We start from the raw sequence: 21,624 nt of genomic DNA, 5'->3' as shown, positions 1-21,624 counted from the left end.
TGTCTAGCCTGGGAGCTGCGGAGGTGGCACGGATGCGCGCAGTGTGGACGGGCACGATCGGGTTCGGCAGTTACGCCATCCCGGTGAAGGCGTACAGCGCCACCGAGGAGCGGGAGCTCCCGCTGCACCAGGTGCACGAGGCCGACGGCGGCCGTATCCGGGTGAAGCGCGTGTGCGAGGTCGACGGCGCCGAGGTGCCGCCGGGCGAGCTGGCCCACGGCTACCCCGTCCCGGGCGGCGACGTCGTCCTGCTGTCCGACCACGAGCTGGCGTCGCTCCCGATGCCGGGCCGCACGATCGCCATCCGCGGGTTCGCGCCGCTGGCCGACGTCGACCCGATCTGGTTCGCGAAGAGCTACTACCTCGAACCCGAACCGGCGGGCACGAAGCCGTACGTGCTGTTCAGCGAGGCCCTCCAGCAGTCGGGCCGGCTCGCGCTGGTCACCGTCGCGCTGCGCCGCCGCGAGACGCTCGGCGCGCTGCGCGTGCGCGACCAGGTGATCCTGCTGGAGACGATGCGGTGGCCGGACGAGGTGCGCACCCCCGACTTCCCGTTCCGGCACGCCGACGTCGACCTCCGCCCCGGCGAGCTGCGCCGCGCGGTGAACCTGGTCGAGGAGCTGACCGGCGAGTTCGACCCGGGCCGCTACCCCGACCGTTACCGCGAGGCCTTCCATGCGTTGGTCCAGGCGAAGATCGACGGCGCCGAGGTCGTCCAGCCGACGGCCGCCGACCAGGCCGAGGGAGTGACCCGCCTCCTGGCGGCGTTGCAGGAGAGTGCCGCCGAAGCGGAGGACGCCCGCAACGCGGCCGTCGCCAACGCCAAGGCGGCTGCTTCCCGGGCCGCGAAGGCGCGTACGACCGCGAAGCGAGCCGCGACGCGCAGCCGTGGCCGCACGAAGACGTCTTGAGTATTACTACCCACGGGTAATTGAGGGTTCTCACACTCAACCCGCCACCCCTCGGCGCGGCAGACTTCCTCCTGTCAGCGGGTACCGGATCGCTGGCGAGGGGGGAAGTCCGGACGGCCCCTGGGGAGGTGAGCCGTCCAGACGCCAGGGTTCCGGGGCGGGCCGGAGGAGGAGCGGCCCGTTTCCGGAACCCGTCGCGCACCGCGGGGAGGCGGCGCGGGACGACAGGGGGTGTCCGAAAGCTGCCGTGGAGGGATCGAGGGGTCTCCACGGCAGCTTTCAGGCGTCCGCGACCCGGATCAGCAGGTCGGCGGCCAGCCGGAGCAGCTGCTGCTCGGTCGGCGACAGCGTCGACTCGAGCGCCCCGGCCAGCCAGCGTTCGCGTTGGGTGGTGTACCGGCGCAGCACGGCCAGGCCGTCCTCGGTGATGCTGACCCGCGACCGGCGCCCGTCGTCGGGATCCGGCGTCCGCTCGATCTGGCCGCGGAGCTCGAGCGACGCCAGGATGCGGGTGAGCGACTGCGGCTGCAGCCGTTCCGCTTCGGCCAGCTCGGTCGGCGTCTGCGTGCCCGTGCGGTAGAGCCGGCTCAGCACCGCGAGCACTGCCGGCCCGGGGATGTGCCGGTCTGCTTCCGCGCGCATCCGCCAGTTCAGCCGCCCGACGCCTTCGCGTACCCGCCGGGACAGCTCGGCGAGTTCGGCGTCCGCGGTGATCCGCGCGGCGGTCTCGTCAAGGGTCCGGGCCGGTTCGCTCTGCATGGCCCCACATTAGGTGTTCCCGCGGACAAGCCGGGCATAGCGCCCGTCGCGCGCCAGTAGTTCCTCGTGCGTCCCCCTTTCGGCGATCCGGCCCTCGTGCAGCACCACGATCTGGTCGGCGTGCTCCACAGTGGACAGCCGGTGCGCGATCGTCAGCGTCGTGCGGCCCGTGGCGAGCCGGTCGAGCTCGGCCTGCACCGAGCGTTCGGTGCGGGTGTCGAGCGCGCTGGTCGCCTCGTCGAGGATGAGCACCGGCGGGTTGCGCAGCAGGATCCGGGCGATCGCGATCCGCTGCTTCTCGCCGCCGGAGAACCGGTAGCCCCGCTGGCCGACCACCGTGTCGTACCCCTCCGGCAGCCCGGCCAGGGTGTCGTGGATGTGCGCGGCCTTCGCCGCCCGCTCGATCTCGTCGTCCGTCGCGTCCGGCTTGGCGAAGCGCAGGTTTTCGCGCACGGTGTCGTGGAAGAGGTGGGTCTCCTGCGACACCAGCCCCACGCCGGCCGCGAGGGAGGCCAGCGTGACGTCCCGGACGTCGGTGCCGTCGATCGTCACCGAGCCGCAGCTCACCTCGTACAACCGCGCGACGAGGTAGGCGAGCGTCGTCTTGCCCGAGCCGGTCGAGCCGACCAGTGCCGTCGTGGTCCCGGCCGGCACGTCGAGATCGATGTCCTGCAGCGTCGGCGGGCCGTCTTCGTCGTAGCGGAAGGAGACGCCCCGCATCGAGATGTCGCCGCGGCGCACCTCCAGTTCACGCGCGCCGGGCTTGTCCGCGATCTCCACCGGCAGGTCCAGTACCTCGAAGATGCGGCCGAACAGCGCCTTCGACGTCGCCACGTTCTGCCCGATGCTCTGCATCGCGCTCGCGGGCGCGACCAGCCTGTTCAGCATGCTGGTGAACGCGACGACGGTGCCGAGGGAGATCGGCGACGCACCGCCCGCCAGGGCCAGCCCGGCGATCCAGTACACCAGCGCCGGGATCACGGTGAGGCTCATCGCCCGTGACGCCGTTTGCCAGCGGCCGGCCAGCGCGGCCGCCCGCTCCAGCGACGCGATCTCCCGCGACTCCGCGCCGAAGCGCTCGCGCATCGCCCGCTCGTTGCCCATCGTCTTGGCGAGCAGTACCCCGGTGACCGACAGGGATTCCTCGACCATCGTCGTCAGCCGCGCCATCCGGCGGGTCCGGCCGCGGGCCAGGTGCCGCCGCTTCTTGCCCAGTCGCAGCGTGAACAGCAGGAACAGCGGCACGACGATCAGCGAAAGCGCGGCGAGCTGCCAGTCGAGCAGCACCAGGGCCACCGCGATGGCGATCGTCGTGGTCGCGTTCTGCACCATCGACCCGGCCGTCGTGGTGATCACGTTGTCCACTCCGCCGATGTCGTTGAACACCCGCGAGAGCACTTCGCCGCTCTTCGTCCGCGTGAAGAAGCCGAGCGACATCCGCTGCAGGTGGCCGTAGACCGAGACGCGCAGTTCGTTCATGACCCGCTGCCCGAGGGTGTTGGACAGCCCGGTGGTGGCGACGCCGAGCGAGCCGCTGCCGACCGCGCAGACGATCATCCCGGCCGCCAGCAGGCTGATCAGCAGCGTGTCGCGGTGCGGCAGGGCGTCGTCGAGGATCTCGCGCAGCAGGAACGGCGAGACGACGCCGAGGCCTGCTTGCACGACGATCAGCGCGAACAGCACGCCGAGCGGCCCGCGGTGGGGGCGGAACAAGCCGGCGATCCGCCGCAGCGGCACCGGTTCGTCGGTGTCGCCGGCCGGTTCGCGGAGGACGGGCGCGGTGGTCATGCACCTATGTTTACTAAAAATCGGCCGAGTCGCCACCTATTTTCTTGGAATCAACCGGAAGCGTGTCGAACACTGGTTAACGCATGCGTACTAATGTGTGCGTACCCGCGAGGCAGGGGACCCGGAGCGACTACCCTCGACAGAGCCGGCCGAGTCCGGCGCGCCACCATCGACCCAGCTGGAGCGTGCACACCCGTGTTCGACACCCTCTCCGATCGGCTCACCGCCGCCCTGCAGACGCTCACGCGCAAGGGCAAGCTGTCCGACGCCGACATCGACGCCACCGCGCGCGAGATCCGCATCGCGCTGCTGGAGGCCGACGTCGCCCTCGGCGTGGTCAAGACCTTCATCGCGAGGATCAAGGAACGGGCGAAGGGTGCCGAGGTCTCCCAGGCGCTCAACCCCGCGCAGCAGGTCATCAAGATCGTCAACGAGGAGCTCGTCGGGATTCTCGGCGGCGAGACGCGCCGGCTCAACCTGGCCAAGACCCCGCCGACGGTGATCATGCTGGCCGGTCTGCAAGGTGCCGGTAAGACGACGCTGGCCGGCAAGCTCGCGATGTGGCTGAAGAAGCAGGGCCACGCGCCGATGCTGGTCGCCTGCGACCTCCAGCGCCCGAACGCCGTCACGCAGCTGCAGGTCGTCGGCGAGCGGGCCGGGGTCGTCACCTTCGCGCCCGAGCCCGGCAACGGCGTCGGCGACCCGGTCGACGTCGCCCGCCGCGCCATCGCCGAGGCCAAGCACGCGCAGCACGACGTCGTCGTGGTCGACACCGCGGGCCGCCTGGGTGTCGACGAAGAGCTGATGAAGCAGGCCGCGGACATCCGCGACGCCGTCGAGCCGGACGAGGTCCTGTTCGTCGTCGACGCGATGATCGGTCAGGACGCCGTGACCACGGCCGAGGCGTTCCGCGACGGCGTCGGCTTCACCGGTGTCGTGCTCACGAAGCTCGACGGCGACGCGCGCGGTGGTGCCGCGCTGTCCGTCCGCGAGGTCACCGGCCAGCCGATCCTCTTCGCCTCCAACGGCGAGAAGCTCGAGGACTTCGACACCTTCCACCCGGACCGGATGGCGTCGCGGATCCTCGGCATGGGCGACGTGCTCACCCTGATCGAGCAGGCCGAGCAGGCCTTCGACCAGAAGCAGGCCGAGAAGGCCGCCGAAAAGCTCTCCAGCGGCCAGCTCACCCTCGAAGACTTCCTCGAGCAGATGCTCGCGGTCCGCAAGATGGGCCCGATCGGCAACCTGCTCGGCATGCTCCCTGGCGCCGGTCAGATGAAGGACCAGCTGGCCCAGGTCGACGACAAGCACCTGGACAAGCTGCAGGCGATCATCCGCGGCATGACCCCGGCCGAGCGCGAAGACCCGAAGATGATCAACGGTTCGCGGCGGCTGCGCATCGCGAACGGCTCCGGCGTCACCGTCCGCGAGGTCAACGACCTGGTCAACCGGTTCTTCGAGGCCCGCAAGATGATGGCCCAGATGGCCGGCCGGTTCGGTTTCGGCGGCGGGGGCGGCTCGAAGTCCCGCAAGGGCAAGAAGGGCAAGAAGGGGCGCGGCCCCACACCCCCCAAGGTCCGCGGCGGCTTCCCCGGCGGCATGCCGATGCTGCCCCCGGGTGGTGGCATGCCGGGCGGGATGCCCGACCTCTCGCAGCTGGGCGGCATGAACGACGTCCCGGGCTTCGACCCGTCGAAGTTCAAGCTGCCGAAGAACCCCAAGGACAATTGAGCACCGCGCTCCACGCCGCCGGGGTGATCCTGCCCGGCGGCGAGCCGGGGGAGCTGTGGATCACCGGCGGCCGGATCTCGTTCGAGCCGGTGCCGGACGCCGAGACGCTCGGCCGGGACGTCTTCCTCGTGCCCGGCCTGGTCGACGCGCACTGCCACCCCGGCATCGGCGTCGGCGGGCCCGTCTCGCTCGAAGAGGCGACCGAGCAGGCGATCACCGACCGGAACGCGGGCACGCTGCTCATCCGCGACTGCGGCCTCCCGATCGACGTCCGGCCGCTGCAGAAACGGGCCGATCTGCCGACGATCATCCGCGCCGGGAGGCACCTCGCCCTGGCCAAGCGGTACATCCCCGGCCTCGGCATCGAACTGGAAGACCCGGAGCAGCTGCCCGACGCCGTGGCCGAGCAGGCCCGGGACGGCGACGGCTGGGTCAAGCTCGTCGGCGATTGGATCGACCGCGGAGTGGGTGACCTCGCGCCGCTGTGGCCGGACGACGTCCTGGCCGAAGCCGTCAAGGTGGCGCACGAGAACGACGCCCGCGTCACCGCGCACGTGTTCGGCGAAGCGGCGTTGCCGGGGCTGATCGCGTCCGGCATCGACTGCCTGGAGCACGGCACCGGCCTGAGCGCCGATCAACTGGCCGAGCTCGCGCGGCACGACGTCGCCCTGGTCCCGACGCTGATCAACATCGAGAACTTCCCGGGCATCGCCGACAAGGCGGGCAAGTACCCGACGTACGCCGCGCACATGCGCGCGCTGCACGCCGGCGTCGGCGAGATGGTCGCTTCGGCCATCGAAGCCGGCGTACGCGTCTTCGCGGGCAGCGACGCCGGCGGCATGGTCGAGCACGGCAGGCTCGTCGACGAGATCGAGGCGCTCCACCGCGCTGGCATGACCCGCGAGCAGGCGCTCGCGAGCGCGTCCTGGGCCGCCCGGGACTGGCTGGGCCACCCCGGCATCGCCGACGGCGCGCCCGCCGACCTGCTCGTCTACCCGGCCGATCCGCGCGAGGACCTGGGCGTCCTCCGGCATCCCTCGCACATCGTGCTCGGCGGCGTCGCCTACGCCTAGACCCCCGCTGATTTCCTTGCGGGGGCGGCACTTTAGCGTGGGAGACGTGACGGACGACGACGGCGCACGGCGCGTGCTGGGAGCGCACTGGTGTTTCGTGGCGTTCTTCGCCGGCATCGCCGGCTACTACCTGACCAACCTGATCATCGCCGCGGCGGTGAACCGCAACGTCGGCGAGTTCGACCCCCTCGAACTGCACGACATCGGGCCGCTCCTGCTCCTGGCGTTCGTGCCCAACCTGCTGCTCGGCCTCGGCCCGGCGGCCGGCTCGTGGCTGTGGGGCGAGGGGCTGCGCGCCGACTTCGGCCTCAAGCCGACCTGGCGCGACGTCCGGATCGGCCTCGCCTGCGGGGTGCTCGCGCTGGTCGTCGGCTACCTGCTCAACCTGATGCTGATCGCGGTCTACGGCGCCGACGACGGCTCCGACAGCCCGCTGACCGACCTCGCCGACACCTTCGACGGCGACACGGTGTGGCTGGTGCTCGCCGCGGTGATCGTCATCGCCGGCGCGCCGATCACCGAGGAACTGCTGGTCCGCGGCACGCTGTGGAACGCGCTGTCGGTCCACCGGGTGCCGCCGTGGGTGGTGCTCGTGCTCACCTCGCTCGTGTTCGCCCAGCTGCACGGCGAGCCGACCCGCACCATCGCGCTCTTCGGCCAGGGCATCGCGATGGGGCTGGCCCGGTACCTGTCCGGCCGGGTCAGCGCCGGGGTGATCGCCCACGCGGCGAACAACCTGCCGCCCGCGGTGCTGCTGTTCGTCGCGCACTGAACGTTGCGAAGTTCGATGGACAGTAGCTGGACGGATACTGTGCGATCACATCCCGGCGGCTAGGCTCGACCTCTGGAGCCGACCGACGCGGAGGGCAAGGCGTGACCACTTCCCAGCCCCGGGACCCGGCTGCCGACGCCACGCCGTTGCCCGAGCCCGAGGAGCCCGCCGCGACCGCCTTCCTGCCGCCCGCGCCGCGGCACCGGTGGGGCTTCGGGGCGTTCCTGCTCGTCGAAGCCGTGCTCCTGGCCTCCGCGGCCTTCGTGTCCGTCCTCGTCGGCGACACCGGGCCCGGCCCGCTGCCGATGCGCGTCGTGCTGCTCGGCACCATGCTGCCGACGATGATCGCGGCCGGCGTCGCGGTGCTGATCACCTTCGTCCGCGGCAACGGACCGGTGGCCGACCTGCGGCTGGAGTGGCGCTGGGCCGACGTGAAGACCGGGCTCCGGTACGGCTGCGTCGGGCTCGTCTCCACCACGATCGCCGCCTACCTGTGGACGCGGCTGGTCGGCGACGCGAACGCGACGTCGGCGATCAGCGCGCTGGTCGAGGACCGCCGGATGTCGGTTTCGGCGGCCCTGGTGATGTTCGTCTACCTCTGGCTGCTGGGCCCGATCTGCGAGGAGATCATCTACCGCGGCCTGCTCTGGGGCGCGGCGGAACAGCTGCAGTGGCGCAGCGAGCGCTGGGGCCGCGTCGCGGCGTTCCTGCTGTCGACGGCGGTGTTCGCGGCCAGCCACCTCGAGCCCCTCCGGACGACGTTGCTGCTGGTCATCGCGGTGCCGATCGGCCTGGTGCGGCTGGTCACCGGCCGCCTGCCGGGCAGCATCGTGGCGCACCAGGTGAACAACTTCCTGCCGGCGCTGACCATCCTGCTCGGGGCCCTCGGGGTGGCCTCTTTCTAGGTGCGCGGGTGCCGTCTGGCAGAATGGGTCACTGCCTGCTTCCGCCGGACCCTCTCACCGTGCGAAAGCTCCTGACCTTCGGGTGCCCGCGTCCGTGTCCCCACTCGGCCCGCGTGCGCCCAGCCCAGCACCAGAGAGATTCGAGGAGAACCCACACCCGTGGCCGTCAAGATCAAGCTGCAGCGCCTCGGCAAGATCCGTGCGCCGTACTACCGCATCATCGTCGCCGACGCGCGCACCCGCCGGGACGGCAAGGCCATCGAGACGATCGGCAAGTACCACCCGAAGGAAGAGCCGAGCCTGATCGAGGTCGTCTCCGAGCGCGCCCAGTACTGGCTGGGTGTCGGCGCGCAGCCGACCGAGCCGGTCCAGCGCCTGCTGGAGATCACCGGTGACTGGCAGAAGTTCAAGGGCCTGCCGGGCGCCGAGGGCACCCTGAAGGTGGCCGAGCCGAAGCCGTCCAAGCAGGACCTGTTCAACGCGGCGCTGGCCGCGGCCGGCGAGGAGCCCACCACCGAGGCCACCACGCCGAAGAAGAAGTCCGCCCCGAAGAAGGCCGAGGCCGAGAAGGCGGAGGCCGCTGAGGGCGAGAAGTCCGAGTGAGTTTCCTCGCGGACTCCCTCGAGCACCTGGTGCGCGGGATCGTCGACAACCCGGACGAGGTCCGGGTCGAGCTGCTGACCACCCGCCGTGGCCGCACGCTCGAGGTGCACGTGCACCCCGACGACCTCGGCAAGGTGATCGGCCGGGGCGGCCGCACGGCGACCGCCCTGCGCACCGTCATGGGCGGCATCGGTGGCCGCGGCGTCCGCGTGGACGTCGTCGACACCGACCGCTGAGCGCCTTTTCGGAAACGGTCAGGATGGACGTCGTAGTCGGCCGCATCGCGAAGGCGCACGGAATCCGCGGGGAACTCGCGGTGGACGTGCGCACGGACTCGCCGGAAGAGCGGTTCAAGGTCGGTGCGGCCGTCACGACGAAGCTGCGTGACGGCAGCAAAAGGGAACTCACCATCGCAGCCGCCCGCGAACACAGCGGGCGGCTGCTGGTGCGTTTCGAGGAGGTGCTGACCCGCGACGTCGCCGAGACGCTGCGGGGTGCGCTGCTGGTGGCCGACACGGCCACGTTGCCGCCGACGTCGGACCCCGACGAGTTCTACGACCACGAGCTGGCCGGCCTGCGGGCCGAGCTTCTCGACGGCGTGGTCGTCGGGAAGGTCGTCGAGGTCGTCCACTCGCCCGCGGGTGAGCTGCTGGAGCTGGACGTCGAGGGTCGCTCGGTCCTCGTGCCGTTCGTCCGCGCGATCGTCCCCACGGTGGACGTCGCGGGCGGCCGGGTCGTGCTCGACCCGCCGGAAGGGCTCCTGGACGCGTGATGCGGATCGACGTCGTCACGATCTTCCCCGAGTACCTCGACCCGCTGCGCGCCGCGCTGCTGGGCCGGGCGATCGACCGCGGCCTCATCGAGGTCGGCGTGCACGACCTGCGCGACTGGACCCACGACGTGCACCGCGCGGTTGACGACGCGCCGTACGGCGGCGGCCCCGGCATGGTGATGAAGCCGCAGATCTGGGGTCCGGCGCTGGACGACGTCTGCCGTCCCGAGACGCGGCTCGTCGTCCCGACACCGGCCGGGCGGCCGTTCACCCAGGAGCTGGCGCACGCCTACGCGGCGGAGAAGCACCTGGTCTTCGCCTGCGGCCGCTACGAGGGCATCGACCAGCGGGTCGTCGACGACGCGGCCCGGCGGATGCCGGTCGACGAGGTGTCGATCGGCGATTACGTCCTGGTCGGCGGCGAGGCGGCGGTGCTGGTCATCGTCGAGGCCGTCGTCCGGCTGCTGCCCGGCGTGCTCGGCAACGCGCGTTCGGCCGCCGAGGACTCGTTCTCCGACGGCCTGCTCGAAGGGCCCAGCTACACGCGCCCGGAGGTGTGGCGGGACCTGGCCGTGCCGGAGGTGCTGCGGTCGGGCAACCACGCGCTGATCGACCGCTGGCGGCGTGACCAGGCCCTCGAGCGCACCGCCCGCCGCCGCCCCGATCTCCTGGCGGCGCTGCCGGAAGGTAGCCTGGACAAGCACGACCGCGGGGTCCTGGAGGGCTTGGACCCCGAGCAGGCCGAGGGCCGGTTCTCCCGGCCCGATCCCGGTCTGTAATACTTGACAGGTTGGCGTGAGTGGACCTCCTCGTCCACGAGCCCGCCATCAGCCCCCCGGGTCGCCCGCAGCGGCACCGTTGCGCGCCCGGGATCTGTACGCAAGCCATACCGAAGACGAGGACGGACCACCGATGAACACCCTGGACGCGCTGGACAAGCAGTCGCTGCGTTCCGACATCCCGGACTTCCGCCCGGGCGACACGCTCAAGGTGAGTGTCCGCGTCATCGAGGGCAACCGCGAGCGCAACCAGGTCTTCCAGGGCGTGGTCATCCGCCGTCAGGGCGGTGGCATCCGGGAGACCTTCACCGTGCGCAAGGTTTCGTTCGGCGTCGGCGTCGAGCGCACCTTCCCGGTGCACTCGCCGAACATCGCCTCGATCGAGGTCTTCAAGCGCGGCGACGTCCGCCGGGCCAAGCTGTACTACCTCCGCGACCTGCGCGGCAAGGCCGCCAAGATCAAGGAGCGCCGCGAGAACCGCGAGACGGCGTCGGCTAACTGAGTCACCACGCGGTTACCGGTAGCCTGACGACGTGGCCGAACCCGTGTCCCAGAACGCTCCCGAGGATGACCCCGATCGCTCCGAAGAGGACAGGCCCAGGCTGTCCCGCTCCGAGGAGCGCGGGGGATCCCGCCGGCGGCGAGCCAAGCCCGCCAAGAAACGGTCGTTCTGGAAGGAACTGCCGATCCTGCTCGTGATCGCTCTGGTGCTCACGATCCTGATCCAGACATTCCTCGCGAAGGTCTTCATGATCCCTTCGGGCTCCATGGAGGCCACCCTGCACGGGTGTCCCGGGTGCACCGGAGACCGGATCCTGGTCGACCGGGTCACCTACGACTTCACCGAGCCCTCCCCGGGCGACGTGATCGTCTTCAAGGGCCCGCAGGCGTGGATCAACAACGAGATCGCGCCGCAGGAGTCGAGCAACATCGTCGTCCAGGGCCTGCGCGGCCTCGGCTCGCTGGTGGGGTTCGCCCCGCCGGACGAGCGCGACTTCGTCAAGCGCGTGATCGCGGTCGGTGGCCAGACCGTCCAGTGCTGCGACCCGCAGGGCCGCGTGATCGTGGACGGCAAGGCGCTCGACGAGCCGTACATCCACTGGGAAGACCCGTCCGTCCAGGAGCAGAGGGCGTTCGAACCGGTCAAGGTTCCCGCCGGGATGGTCTGGGTGATGGGCGACAACCGCAACAACTCCGACGACTCCCGGTTCCAGGGTGGCGGCGGCGTGAACGGCGCGGTCCCGGTGGAGAACATCATCGGCAAGGCGCGGATCATCGTCCTGCCGCCGGGCCGGTGGGGCGGGATCACCGACCACAACCCGCAGCAAGCGGCGCAGCCGGTGGCACTGGGTGCGCCGGCCTGGCAGAGCGGGCTCCCGCTCGGCGCCGGGATCGCGGCGGCGTGGCCGGCGTTGTTCGTCGGCCGCAAGCTCAAGTCCGGACTGCGCCGGGCGGCCGGGCGGAAACCCTAGCCACCCGACCCTTGCCGGCAGACGGGTGATCCAGCCTTGACACTTCCCGTTCCCCTGACGGCGGCCGAGCCGATCCGGCCACCGCGAGCCGTGGTGCGCGGCGACCTCTTCTGGGGTCTGCAGGGCGCCCTCGACCGCCGTGGCCTCGGCCCGGTCGCCGGCGTGGACGAAGCCGGCGCCGGTGCGTGCGCGGGGCCGCTGGTGGTCGCGGCCTGCGTGCTCAAGCAGGGCGACGCGGCGAAGCTGACCGAGCTGACGGATTCGAAGATGATGACGGCCAAGGCGCGGGACCGGGTCTACGACCTGGTCCTCGCCCGGGCCGTCGACTACTCGGTGATCGTCATCCCGACCGAAGAGGTCGACCTCTACGGCATCCGGGTGATGAACCTGGAGGGCATGCGCCGCGCCGCGGCGGCTCTGCGCGTGCAGCCGGGTTACGTCCTGACCGACGGGTTCCGCGTCCCGGGGCTGACCGCCCCGAACGCCGCGGTCATCAAGGGCGACCGTTCGGTGGCCTGCATCGCGGCCGCGTCGGTGCTGGCGAAGGTGACGCGAGACCGCATCATGGCGGGCTACCACGACGACTTCCCGCACTACGGGTTCGACGTGCACAAGGGGTACAGCACGTCCGACCACCTGGCGGCGCTGCGCGAGCACGGCCCCAGCGACGTCCACCGCTGGTCGTACACGAACGTGGCCACGGTCGCCGTCAAGCACGGCCTGCGCCCGGCGCGGCCGGTCCTGCTGACGTACGCGGCGTTGGAGAAGGCCATGGAGACGCCCGGCGCGGCCGGCCTCGCCGCGGTCCTCGACGAGGCATTGGAACCGCAACTCAGCCTGCCGCTGCATGCCCCGGCCGCGGGTGTGGGTCACAATGAACGCTCCGCCGGCGGAGCAGCAGCACGATCCCGAGGAGGGGCGCGGATTTCATGAGCGCAGAGGATCTCGAGAAGTACGAGACCGAGATGGAGCTCTCGCTGTACCGCGAGTACCGCGACATAGTCGGCCAGTTCTCGTACGTGGTGGAGACCGAGCGTCGGTTCTACCTGGCCAACGCGGTGGACGTCCAGGTCCGCGACGGCGGTGGCGAGGTGTACTTCGAGGTCCGCATGTCCGACGCGTGGGTCTGGGACATGTACCGCCCGGCCCGCTTCGTCAAGCACGTCCGGGTCATCACGTTCAAGGACGTCAACGTGGAGGAACTGGACAAGCCGGACCTCCGCCTGCCGGAAGACGGCCCGTTCTCGGGCTAGTCCGCTCGTCGACGACCGCGCCGGCTCACCCCGCTGGGTGAACCGGCGCAGTTTCTTTCGCAGGCACCACTGCCTGGGGCTAGGTCGGTTATCCACAACACCCCGGTTGTCCACAGCTTCGCGATCCGGGTCTGGTGAACCCCGTCCGCCCGCTGGCATCGTCGGAAACACGCACCGTGATCACCGGGACCGCCCCGGTGACAGCTGCGCACCGACGAGGGGGCGAACCACGATGACGGGCACCGACGAGCTCGCGAGACACCGCCGCGACCTGGGCGCCTGGGGCGAAGACATCGCTCTCGGCTTCCTCCAGGACCGCGGCCTCGTCCTGCTGGCCCGCAACTGGCGCTGCCGCGAAGGCGAGCTGGACCTCGTCCTCACCGATCGCACCCGCGTCATCGTCTGCGAGGTGAAAACCCGCTCCGGCACCGAGTTCGGTCTTCCGTCGGAGACGGTCACCGACGAGAAAGCCGGCCGGGTCCGCCGAGCCGCCCAGCGCTGGCTCCGCGAAGCCCGCATCGGCTGGTGTCCCGTCCGCTACGACGTCGTCACGATCCTCGCCGAGCCGGGCACCAGTCCGCAGCTCCAGCACATCGAGGCGGCGTTCTGATGCCCATCGCCAAAGCTTGGTCGGCCGGTCTCCTCGGCATCAACGGCCGGGTGATCGAGATCGAGGCCGACCTCGGTGGCGGCTTGAGCCGGATCACCCTCGTGGGCCTGCCCGACGCCGGGCTGCGCGAGGCGAAGGACCGGGTCCGGTCCGCCGTCCGCAATTCCGGGCAGCCCTGGCCCGACGGCAAGGTCACCCTCGGCCTGTCCCCGGCGAACCTGCCCAAGATGGGCTCCGCCTTCGACCTCGGCATCGCGGCGGCGGTGCTGGCGGCATCGGGTGCGGTCCCGGCAACCCGGTTGCTCGGCACCGTGCTGCTCGGCGAACTGGCCTTGGACGGCCGGATCCGCGCGGTCCGCGGCATCCTCCCCGGCCTGCTGGCGGCCCGGGAGGCCGGCTACGGGCGAGCAGTCGTGCCGGTGGACTCCCTCGTCGAGGCCGCCCTCGTGGACGGCATCGAAGTCTCGGGTGCGCCCCACTTGCGCGACTTCGTGGCTTGGCTGAACCGCGAAGCCGAGCTGGTCCGCCCCGAGCCGCCCGGTCCGGTGACCCCGCCGGAGGTGCCGGACCTCGCGGACGTCGTCGGCCAGCCGGAGGCGCGCTGGGCGCTGGAGGTCGCCGCGGCGGGCGGGCATCACCTCCTCCTGACGGGCCCGCCCGGGGTGGGCAAGACGATGCTGGCGAAGCGGCTGCCCGGGCTTCTCCCGCAGCTGACTCCGGAGGAGTCGTTGGAGGTCACCGCGGTCCACTCGGTCGACGGTTCGCTGTCGAAGTCGTCGCCGCTGGTCACCGTCCCGCCGTTCGTCGCTCCGCACTATTCGATCTCCGTACCGGCCCTGATCGGCGGCGGCAGCGGCGTGGCTTCGCCGGGCGCGATCAGCCGGGCACACCGCGGAGTCCTGTTCCTCGACGAGGTCTGCGAGTTCGGCGGCCAGTGTCTCGAATCGCTCCGGACCGTCCTGGAAGAGGGCGAGGTCCGCATTTCCCGGGTCAAGGGCTCGATCACCTACCCGGCGCGGTTCCAGCTGGTCCTCGCGACCAACCCGTGCGCGTGCGCGCCGCCGAAGGATGCGGACTGCGTGTGCTCGCCGAGCGCCCGCCGCCGCTACCTCGGCAAGCTTTCCGGGCCGCTGCTCGACCGCGTCGACCTGAGGGTCCGGTTGCGTCCCCTGAGCGCGATCAGCGCCCACGACACCGGCGCGGCGGAGCCCTCGGAAGCGGTGCGCCAGCGAGTATTCGCAGCCCGCGAACGCGCAGCCCGGCGCTGGAGCGAACACGGCTGGCTGTCGAACTCGGAGGTCCCCGGCCCGGCCCTCCGCCGCGAGTTCGCCCTCCCGGCAGAAGCAACGGCCCTCCTGGACAAAGCAATGAACCGCGGCGCGTTGAGCGGCCGAGGCGCCGACCGCTGCTTGCGAATCGCCTGGACGCTGGCCGACCTGGACGGCGAGCCCCGCCCCGGCCCCGACCAGATCGGCTCGGCCCTGGCCTTCCGAGAGCGGGTGGCAGCATGAGCCCCACCCACCCCTGGCTTCCCCGCGCCTCCCTGACGCGCCTGGCCGCGCCCTTGGCGCCCGGCTTCACAGCGTCGGTCACCATGCATGAGCCATCGCCTTCTCGGGAACAGTCAGCGGCTAAGCAGTTGTTGCCTGCGCTCTCGGCGCCCGCCTTCGTGGGGTTGGTTGCCGAGCTTGGGCTTTCGGATTCTCCGGGACGGGCCGCAGCTGAGCAGTTGCTGCCCGCGCTCTCGGCGCCCGCCTTCGTGGGGTTGGCTGCCGAGCTTGGGCTTTCGGCTTCTCGGGGACGGGCAGCAGCCGAGCAGTTGCTGCCCGCGCTCATGGCATTGGTGGCGGCGCATGGGCTCTCGCCTTTGCGGAAGCGGGTGGCGGCTGAGGCGCCGTCGCCTGCCCGTGCGGCGTCCACCCTCGTTGTCCCTCTCACTCGCCACGCTCCGACGCGGGTGCCGGCCGCCGGGATGCACGCGAGGGAGTTGCCGGTACCGGCCGTGATCGCCCTCTCCGCCGCACGCGTGACATCGGCTCCCCGAGCGGGCGGTGGCGTGAATGCTGGTGAATTGCGGCGGGTTCGCGCGTGCCGGGTGGGAGTGCCCGACCCACCGGAGCGTGCCACGGTCCCGTCCATCGCTGCCTGCGGGCCGGCGGTTCTTCCGGAGAAGGTCGTTCGCGCCGGCCGGCGTTGCGTCGCCCGGCACCTGTGGGCTCGTACATCCCCGCTCCGGGTGGCTGCCTCACCGGCCCCCGCGGATCCTGCCGAGTATCGCTCTGCGGCCACGTTGCCGTCGAGCGCTCCGGTCGCCTTCGTCTCCGAGCGCGGGCTGGTGGCCGTGCTGGCGCCGCTCTGCCCAGTCGGCCCCGTCTCCGAACTCGAGCAGGCTTTCCGGAAGCCGACGGTCGAGTTGTCGGCGCCGGCCGTTCGAGGGCGGGTGGCGGCATGAGCGCCGATGAACTGCGGCAGGCTCGCGCGTACCTCCTGCGGGTGGCCGAGCCGCCGGCGCCGGCCCTCGTCGCCTTCGTTGCCGCGCATGGGCCGATAGCGGCAGCCCACCGCGTTCGGCGCGGCGATTGCCCGGACGAAGTGCTCAAAGTGACCGAAGCGCGGCGAGGCTACGACCTCGTCAGCCAGGACTTCACCCGAGCCGCCGCAGCCGGTGCCCGCCTGGTCGTGCCCGAGGACGCCGAGTGGCCCGCCTGGCCTCTGCACTCCCTGAGCGTCGCCGCCAAGCATGGGGTGGCCGAAGCCGTGCCGCCCTTGGCCTTGTGGGTTGCCGGGGAGGTTGCGCTCGGCACCGCCGCCGATCGGGCCGTGGCGATCGTCGGTGCTCGTGCCGCGACCGATTACGGCGAGCACCATGCCGCCGAGTTCGCCTTCGGGCTGGCCGGCCGGGGCGTGCCCGTGTTCTCTGGTGCCGCCTACGGCATCGACGGGGCGGCGCACCGCGGTGCGCTCGCCGCCGAGGGCATCACCGTCGCCGTGCTGGGATGCGCTGTCGATACCGGCTATCCGGCGGGGCACGCCGGGTTGCTGACCCGGATCGTCCACTCCGGCGGCGCCGTCGTCAGCGAGTATCCGCCCGGCACCCAGCCGGCGCGGCACCGTTTCCTCGTCCGCAACCGGCTCATCGCCGCCCTCACCGAGGGCACCCTGGTCGTCGAGGCCGGACGGCGCAGCGGTGCCCGCAACACCGCCGGCGCCGCCGGCGCCTTCGGCAAGGTTGTGATGGCCTTGCCCGGACCGGTGTCGTCCGGGATGTCCGTCGGCTGTCACGAACTGATCCGCGACGCCAAAGCGACGCTGGTTTCGTCCGTCGACGAAGTCCTGGAGACCGTCGGAAGATTCGGCATCGCCGAGAACACCGTCTCGGACCGGCCGAAACGGCGCACCGACCGGCTGGGGCCCGAGGCCTTGCGCGCCTTCGAGGCACTGGCTGTGCGCATCGACCGGTCCGACGCCGAGGTCGCGGCCGAGTCCGGCCTCCCGTTGCGGCGGGTGCGTGCGCTGCTGCCCGAACTGGAAATCGACGGATTCGCCGTGCGCGGCGAGTCCGGCTGGCGACGACGGAAGGAAAGCGCGTGACCACGACGAAATCCGGGCCGAATCGTCGCCGGCATTCGGCCGGTCCGGTGGGGACGCGTGGCGATCCTTGACCGAAGGCGGTTGTTCGCGCAGCGTGACATCATGCCGCCACCACGCTCCGGACAGGGCCGCCGTCCCGACCTGCGCGCGCTGCGGGCCGCGTTGCCCGAGCCCGTGCGGGCCGTCGTCACCGCCTACGAACGGCACCTCGGGCTCGAACGCGGCTTGTCCTCGCACACCGTCCGGGCGTACGTCGGGGACGCGGTGTCGCTGCTCGGGTTCGTCGCGGGCGGGGGCAGTGAGGTCGCGGAGCTCGACCTCGCCCGGCTGCGGGCGTGGCTCGCCGCCCAGCAGTCCGGCGGGGCGAGCCGGACGACGCTCGCCCGGCGCGCCGCCTCGGCGCGGACGTTCACCGCCTGGGCGCACCGCACCGGCATCCTCGCCACGGATCCGGGAGGGCGGCTCGCGGCGTCGCGCGCGCACCGCACCCTGCCCGGAGTGCTGCGCGCCGGGCAGGCGGGGGAGGTCATGCAGGCGTCGGCCGCCGGCGCGGCGCAGCGCGATCCGGTCGCCCTGCGTGATCGCGCGATCGTCGAGCTGCTCTACGCCACCGGCATCCGCGTGTCCGAGTTGTGCGGGCTGGACGTCGGCGGAGCCGACTTCTCCCGTCGTGTCGTGACGGTCCTGGGGAAGGGCGGCAAGGAACGCGTCGTCCCGTTCGGCGTTCCGGCGGCGGCGGCGCTCGAGGACTGGATCGACGAGGGCCGGCCGAAGATCATCGCCGAAAGTGGTGGTGAGAGCACTGAGCCCGCGCTTTTCCTCGGTGTCCGGGGCAAACGCCTCGACCCGCGCGCGGTGCGGCGCGTCGTGCACGACGCCGTCACGGCGGTGCCCGGAGCACTCGACATGGGGCCGCACGGGCTCAGGCATTCCGCCGCGACGCATCTGCTCGAAGGGGGCGCCGATCTCAGGAGCGTTCAGGAACTGCTTGGTCACGCTACGCTTGCCACGACGCAGCTCTACACTCATGTGACCGTCGACCGGTTGAAAGCGATCCATGACCGAGCGCACCCCAGGGCCTGAGGCGGCCGGGGGAGGCTCGCCGGGGTTGTCACCAGCAGGTCCGGCGGCGCACGCGCATCCGCACGAGCACGGAGACGACACTGAGCCGCATGCCGAGAACGACGGTGCAATGACCGCAGGCCCGCACGTGACCGAAGCCGCCGGAGTGAGCACTCACGGTGACGCTGCCGCGCCCGCGGAGACCCGCGCCGGCTACGACGTCGACGCCGGAATCGCGGCTCTGTGGCAGCAGTTCGCCGACAGCCCGGACCAGGCGTCGCGCGATCGGCTCGTGCTGCACTACGCCCCGCTCGTCAAGTACGTCGCCGGCCGGGTCGGCACCGGGTTGCCCACCCACATCGACGTCGGCGACCTGGTGCAGTCGGGCATCTTCGGGCTCGTCGACGCGATCGAGAAGTTCGACCCCGAGCGCGGCCTGCGCTTCGAGACCTATGCGATGCAGCGCATCCGCGGCGCGATCCTCGACGACCTCCGCTCGCAGGACTGGGTGCCCCGGGCGGTCCGCAGCAAGGCCAAGGAAGCCGAGCGCGCGATGGAGCGCCTCGGCGCCCGCCTGCACCGCACCCCGACCGACGCGGAACTCGCCGCCGAACTCGGCATCGGCCTCGACGACCTGCGCGACTTCTACGGCCAGCTGCAGCTCACCAGCGTTGTCGCGCTGGAAGACCTGGTGGCCGCGGGCAAGGACAGCGGCTCGTTGGTCGACACGCTGCCCGACGACGACGCCGTCGACCCGGTCGCGGTGCTCGTCGACCAGGACAACCGCCGCCAGCTCGCCCAGGCGATCGCGCAGCTCACCGAGCGGGACAAGATCGTGGTCAGCCTCTACTACTTCGAAAGCCTGACCCTCGCCGAAATCGGCAAAGTCCTCGGGGTCACGGAGTCGCGGGTGAGCCAGCTGCACACGCGGGCGGTCATGCGGTTGCGCGCCAAGCTGGTCGAGCAGACCGGCACCTGATCACCGATCACCTCCCCACGGCTTGAGCCGGTATTCGCCGACCTCGCCGGTCAGCGCGAGGGGGTCGACGTACTCCTCACCCCGCCGCACGCCCCAGTGCAGGCACGCCACCACCGAGCAACCGGGGTGCCCGGCGAGGACGGTGCCGAGCACCTGGCCCCGGTAGACCTGTTCGCCCACGGCCACTTTCGGCAGGACGGGCTCGTAGGTGGTCCGCAGCCCACCGTCGTGGTCGACGGAGAGCACGGGCCGCCCGCCCACGGAACCGGCGAAGACGACGATGCCCGCGTCGGCGGCCAGCACGTCCTGCCCGGGCACGGCGGCCAGGTCGAGGCCGCGATGGCCGGGGCCGAAGGGGGTTTCGGGCGCGTCGAAATATTTGGTGATCACCGGAACGGGTGACAGTGGCCAGGAGAGCCGCGGTTGGCGCGCCGCGAGGGCACCACCGGCCCCGTCCGACGGCGCCGGCGGTGGTGGCAACGACGGCGTTGCCGATGACGGTGACGGGACGGCCATGAGCGCGATCGCCCACGGCATGGCCGGCGCCTCTGCGAACGAGGGGGAACGTGCGGGCTCGGCCGACGATGGCTGAGTGAGGGTGAGCCGACCTGATCGAGGTTCAGGTGGTGTCGGCTCGGCCGGCCGCCAGCCCGGCTTCGCCGGGGGAGCGAGGTCGCTCGCCTGGAGGTCGGCCGGCCTCGCTGGGGCCGCGAGGTGGCTCTGCGAGGTCGGCTCCGCTGGCGGCATGAGGTGGCCCGCCCGGAGGTCGGCCGACTCGGCCTGGGACGCGAGGTCGCTCGCCCAGGTCGGCTCGGCCTGGGCCGCGAGGTGGCTCTGCGCCGCGAGGTGGCTCTGCCAGGTCGGCCCCGCTGGCGACATGAGGTGGTCCGCCTGGAAGTCGGTCGGCTCCGCTGGCGACGCGAGACGGCCTGCCCGGAGGTCGGCCGTCGCCGGGGCGGGCGGGTGGGCGTCCGGGGGTGGCGGTGCCAGGCCGCTCGTCCATGGCTCCGCTACGGCGCGGGGCGGCTGAGCCTCCGCACCTGTCCTCAGCGCTGCCGATGTCGGTTCGTCAATCCGCCAACCCGCCGCTCCCGGGGCCCGGATACCCTCCTCGCCACCCGTAACCACCTCTCCGAAAAGCATCGTGACCAGCGCACTCGCGCCCACCAACCACCCCGGCACCCGGTGCCTGAACCGCATGATCGAGTCCATGACTCCAGGCTGCGGTACCGCGGGGGCTCGTGGGGCCGCGGCGGCAAATCTGTGGATAACCGGAGGCGATGTGGACAACCGTGCCGGTGAGCGGCCGCCGGTGGGGGCGGGGGTGGTGGGAGGGGGTAGAATCTTCTGCGCAGTCCGTTTCAGCGGGCTGACTTCGCGTGCACGTGCGCGTTCCCCGGTCTGGAAACAGCCGGGCGGGCGCACGGGGTCCGGCGGTCCCTGGGGGTCCTCTACTCCCTGGGTCCGGGCACCGGCACGGGCACCAGGGCGAACGGCCACCCGGCCGCGAGCGACAAACCGAGCAGCGCGTCAGCGGAAGCGAAGCGCGCACTACACAGAAGAGGTGTGATTCCGGCAATGGCCGTCGTCACCATGAAGCAGCTGCTCGACAGCGGCGTGCACTTCGGGCACCAGACCCGCCGGTGGAACCCGAAGATGAAGCGCTACATCTTCACCGAGCGCAACGGCATCTACATCATCGACCTGCAGCAGACGCTGACCTACATCGACCGTGCGTACGAGTTCATCAAGGAAACCGTCGCGCACGGCGGCACCATCATGTTCGTCGGCACCAAGAAGCAGGCTCAGGAAGCCATCGCCAACGAGGCCGCGCGCGTGGGCATGCCCTACGTCAACCAGCGCTGGCTCGGCGGCATGCTGACCAACTTCCAGACCGTGCACAAGCGCCTCCTCCGCCTCAAGGAGCTCGAGGCCCAGGAGCAGACCGGTGGCTTCACCGGCCTCACCAAGCGCGAGATCCTGACGCTGACCCGCGAGAAGGAAAAGCTGGAGAAGACCCTCGGCGGTATCCGCGACATGGCCAAGGTGCCGAGCGCGGTGTGGATCGTCGACACGAAGAAGGAGCACATCGCCGTCGGCGAGGCTCGGAAGCTGAACATCCCGGTCGTCGCGATCCTGGACACCAACTGCGACCCGGACGAGGTCGACTACCCGATCCCGGGCAACGACGACGCGATCCGCTCCGCCGCGCTGCTGACCAAGGTCGTCGCCGAGGCCGCGGCCGCCGGTCTGATGGCGCGCTCCAGCCGCAACGGTGCGTCCGCCGACGCGAAGCCGGAGCCGGGCGTCGCCTCCGACGAGCCGCTGGCCGAGTGGGAGAAGGAGCTGCTCGCCGGCTCCGAGACCGCCGCCGCCGACGCGACCGAGGCCGCTGCCGCGACCGAAGCCGCCACCGAGCAGGCGACCGCCTCTTCCTGATGCTCCACCCGCCCGTGCGGCCGCGCCCCCGGGGCCCGGATCGAAGAGATGGGCATCGCGAAGTTCAACGCGGCTTCGCAGGAGTCCGTCCTCCGCTACACCGACGAGTGGCGCGAGTACGTCAC

General features: G+C 71.4%; 22 protein-coding genes. 19 read left to right on the top strand and 3 right to left on the bottom strand.

Annotation, left to right across the window (positions count from 1 at the left end):
- The first annotated feature begins 32 nt into the window (after positions 1–32).
- Positions 33–911, top strand: coding sequence for a non-homologous end joining protein Ku (ku, locus tag ACWED2_RS39310; RefSeq protein WP_449695597.1), 879 nt, complete (start codon positions 33–35; stop codon positions 909–911).
- A gap of 279 nt (positions 912–1,190) precedes the next feature.
- Here the strand turns inward: ku and ACWED2_RS39305 are convergent, their stop codons facing one another.
- Both ACWED2_RS39305 and ACWED2_RS39300 read right to left on the bottom strand, forming a co-directional pair.
- On the bottom strand, positions 1,191–1,670 hold the full coding sequence (locus tag ACWED2_RS39305; protein WP_449695596.1) for a MarR family winged helix-turn-helix transcriptional regulator: 480 nt from the start codon (positions 1,668–1,670) through the stop codon (positions 1,191–1,193).
- A 9-nt stretch (positions 1,671–1,679) separates the two neighbouring features.
- Positions 1,680–3,458 carry an ABC transporter ATP-binding protein gene (locus tag ACWED2_RS39300; RefSeq protein WP_449695595.1) on the bottom strand — a complete coding sequence of 593 codons (1,779 nt, stop codon included), beginning with the start codon at positions 3,456–3,458 and terminating at the stop codon, positions 1,680–1,682.
- 195 nt (positions 3,459–3,653) lie between these two features.
- Between ACWED2_RS39300 and ffh the strand changes: the two genes are divergently transcribed.
- The 17 genes from ffh (at position 3,654) to ACWED2_RS39215 (ending at position 19,060) form a co-directional block, all read left to right on the top strand.
- Positions 3,654–5,189: a signal recognition particle protein gene (gene ffh / locus ACWED2_RS39295; protein WP_449683675.1), complete on the top strand. Its 1,536-nt coding sequence runs from the start codon at positions 3,654–3,656 to the stop codon at positions 5,187–5,189.
- Positions 5,186–6,262 (top strand): amidohydrolase family protein, encoded by a 1,077-nt coding sequence (locus ACWED2_RS39290; protein WP_449695594.1) that lies wholly within the window; start codon positions 5,186–5,188, stop codon positions 6,260–6,262. The genes ffh and ACWED2_RS39290 overlap by 4 nt, the downstream gene beginning before the upstream one ends.
- A gap of 46 nt (positions 6,263–6,308) precedes the next feature.
- Positions 6,309–7,034, top strand: a complete 726-nt coding sequence (locus ACWED2_RS39285) for a CPBP family intramembrane glutamic endopeptidase (RefSeq protein WP_449695593.1) — start codon at positions 6,309–6,311, stop codon at positions 7,032–7,034.
- A 101-nt stretch (positions 7,035–7,135) separates the two neighbouring features.
- Positions 7,136–7,939, top strand: a complete 804-nt coding sequence (locus ACWED2_RS39280; protein WP_449695592.1) for a CPBP family intramembrane glutamic endopeptidase — start codon at positions 7,136–7,138, stop codon at positions 7,937–7,939.
- A gap of 159 nt (positions 7,940–8,098) precedes the next feature.
- Positions 8,099–8,542, top strand: a complete 444-nt coding sequence (gene rpsP / locus ACWED2_RS39275) for a 30S ribosomal protein S16 (RefSeq protein WP_191310269.1) — start codon at positions 8,099–8,101, stop codon at positions 8,540–8,542.
- The gene (locus ACWED2_RS39270; RefSeq protein ID WP_003103110.1) at positions 8,539–8,778 is read left to right on the top strand and encodes an RNA-binding protein; all 240 of its coding nucleotides are present in this window, start codon (positions 8,539–8,541) and stop codon (positions 8,776–8,778) included. Before rpsP ends, ACWED2_RS39270 begins: the two co-directional genes overlap by 4 nt.
- Positions 8,779–8,801: 23 nt before the next feature.
- Complete coding sequence (rimM, locus tag ACWED2_RS39265) at positions 8,802–9,314, top strand: ribosome maturation factor RimM (RefSeq protein WP_449695591.1); 513 nt, start codon at positions 8,802–8,804, stop codon at positions 9,312–9,314.
- On the top strand, positions 9,314–10,093 hold the full coding sequence (gene trmD, locus ACWED2_RS39260; RefSeq protein ID WP_449695590.1) for a tRNA (guanosine(37)-N1)-methyltransferase TrmD: 780 nt from the start codon (positions 9,314–9,316) through the stop codon (positions 10,091–10,093). The genes rimM and trmD overlap by 1 nt, the downstream gene beginning before the upstream one ends.
- 133 nt (positions 10,094–10,226) lie before the next feature.
- Positions 10,227–10,595: a 50S ribosomal protein L19 gene (gene rplS, locus ACWED2_RS39255; RefSeq protein WP_072480952.1), complete on the top strand. Its 369-nt coding sequence runs from the start codon at positions 10,227–10,229 to the stop codon at positions 10,593–10,595.
- Between the two features lie 31 nt (positions 10,596–10,626).
- The gene (gene lepB / locus ACWED2_RS39250) at positions 10,627–11,565 is read left to right on the top strand and encodes a signal peptidase I (protein ID WP_449695589.1); all 939 of its coding nucleotides are present in this window, start codon (positions 10,627–10,629) and stop codon (positions 11,563–11,565) included.
- Between the two features lie 90 nt (positions 11,566–11,655).
- A complete protein-coding gene (locus tag ACWED2_RS39245; RefSeq protein WP_449663503.1) occupies positions 11,656–12,498 on the top strand; it encodes a ribonuclease HII in 843 nt (280 codons plus the stop codon).
- On the top strand, positions 12,495–12,818 hold the full coding sequence (locus ACWED2_RS39240; protein ID WP_003096226.1) for a DUF2469 domain-containing protein: 324 nt from the start codon (positions 12,495–12,497) through the stop codon (positions 12,816–12,818). Before ACWED2_RS39245 ends, ACWED2_RS39240 begins: the two co-directional genes overlap by 4 nt.
- A gap of 232 nt (positions 12,819–13,050) precedes the next feature.
- Positions 13,051–13,428: a YraN family protein gene (locus ACWED2_RS39235; protein ID WP_449695588.1), complete on the top strand. Its 378-nt coding sequence runs from the start codon at positions 13,051–13,053 to the stop codon at positions 13,426–13,428.
- Positions 13,428–14,939: a YifB family Mg chelatase-like AAA ATPase gene (locus tag ACWED2_RS39230; protein ID WP_449695587.1), complete on the top strand. Its 1,512-nt coding sequence runs from the start codon at positions 13,428–13,430 to the stop codon at positions 14,937–14,939. Before ACWED2_RS39235 ends, ACWED2_RS39230 begins: the two co-directional genes overlap by 1 nt.
- A 937-nt stretch (positions 14,940–15,876) precedes the next feature.
- Entirely contained in the window at positions 15,877–17,019 is a 1,143-nt protein-coding gene (dprA, locus tag ACWED2_RS39225; protein ID WP_449695586.1) for a DNA-processing protein DprA, read from the top strand.
- 102 nt (positions 17,020–17,121) lie between these two features.
- Positions 17,122–18,102, top strand: coding sequence for a tyrosine recombinase XerC (locus ACWED2_RS39220; protein WP_449695585.1), 981 nt, complete (start codon positions 17,122–17,124; stop codon positions 18,100–18,102).
- Between the two features lie 109 nt (positions 18,103–18,211).
- Positions 18,212–19,060: a FliA/WhiG family RNA polymerase sigma factor gene (locus ACWED2_RS39215; RefSeq protein ID WP_449695584.1), complete on the top strand. Its 849-nt coding sequence runs from the start codon at positions 18,212–18,214 to the stop codon at positions 19,058–19,060.
- Here the strand turns inward: ACWED2_RS39215 and ACWED2_RS39210 are convergent, their stop codons facing one another.
- On the bottom strand, positions 19,061–19,597 hold the full coding sequence (locus tag ACWED2_RS39210) for a M23 family metallopeptidase (RefSeq protein ID WP_449695583.1): 537 nt from the start codon (positions 19,595–19,597) through the stop codon (positions 19,061–19,063). It lies immediately after the preceding gene.
- 1,041 nt (positions 19,598–20,638) lie between these two features.
- Here ACWED2_RS39210 and rpsB point away from each other — a divergent pair.
- Complete coding sequence (gene rpsB / locus ACWED2_RS39205; protein WP_310974434.1) at positions 20,639–21,499, top strand: 30S ribosomal protein S2; 861 nt, start codon at positions 20,639–20,641, stop codon at positions 21,497–21,499.
- Positions 21,500–21,624: the final 125 nt, after the last annotated feature.

This window comes from Amycolatopsis sp. NPDC005003, assembly GCF_053600695.1.
Note: the sequence above shows the minus strand (reverse complement) of the source record. Positions and strands in the feature narration are given on the sequence as shown.

What these genes read in the sequence shown, in the direction of transcription:
- ku (WP_449695597.1), top strand. Translation starts at nt 33, where the DNA reads ATGCGCGCAGTGTGGACGGGCACGATCGGGTTCGGCAGTTACGCCATC.
- ACWED2_RS39305 (WP_449695596.1), bottom strand. Translation starts at nt 1,670, where the DNA reads ATGCAGAGCGAACCGGCCCGGACCCTTGACGAGACCGCCGCGCGGATC.
- ACWED2_RS39300 (WP_449695595.1), bottom strand. Translation starts at nt 3,458, where the DNA reads ATGACCACCGCGCCCGTCCTCCGCGAACCGGCCGGCGACACCGACGAA.
- rimM (WP_449695591.1), top strand. Translation starts at nt 8,802, where the DNA reads ATGGACGTCGTAGTCGGCCGCATCGCGAAGGCGCACGGAATCCGCGGG.
- trmD (WP_449695590.1), top strand. Translation starts at nt 9,314, where the DNA reads ATGCGGATCGACGTCGTCACGATCTTCCCCGAGTACCTCGACCCGCTG.
- rplS (WP_072480952.1), top strand. Translation starts at nt 10,227, where the DNA reads ATGAACACCCTGGACGCGCTGGACAAGCAGTCGCTGCGTTCCGACATC.
- ACWED2_RS39240 (WP_003096226.1), top strand. Translation starts at nt 12,495, where the DNA reads ATGAGCGCAGAGGATCTCGAGAAGTACGAGACCGAGATGGAGCTCTCG.
- ACWED2_RS39235 (WP_449695588.1), top strand. Translation starts at nt 13,051, where the DNA reads ATGACGGGCACCGACGAGCTCGCGAGACACCGCCGCGACCTGGGCGCC.
- ACWED2_RS39230 (WP_449695587.1), top strand. Translation starts at nt 13,428, where the DNA reads ATGCCCATCGCCAAAGCTTGGTCGGCCGGTCTCCTCGGCATCAACGGC.
- dprA (WP_449695586.1), top strand. Translation starts at nt 15,877, where the DNA reads ATGAGCGCCGATGAACTGCGGCAGGCTCGCGCGTACCTCCTGCGGGTG.
- ACWED2_RS39220 (WP_449695585.1), top strand. Translation starts at nt 17,122, where the DNA reads ATGCCGCCACCACGCTCCGGACAGGGCCGCCGTCCCGACCTGCGCGCG.
- ACWED2_RS39215 (WP_449695584.1), top strand. Translation starts at nt 18,212, where the DNA reads ATGACCGCAGGCCCGCACGTGACCGAAGCCGCCGGAGTGAGCACTCAC.
- ACWED2_RS39210 (WP_449695583.1), bottom strand. Translation starts at nt 19,597, where the DNA reads ATGCCGTGGGCGATCGCGCTCATGGCCGTCCCGTCACCGTCATCGGCA.
- rpsB (WP_310974434.1), top strand. Translation starts at nt 20,639, where the DNA reads ATGGCCGTCGTCACCATGAAGCAGCTGCTCGACAGCGGCGTGCACTTC.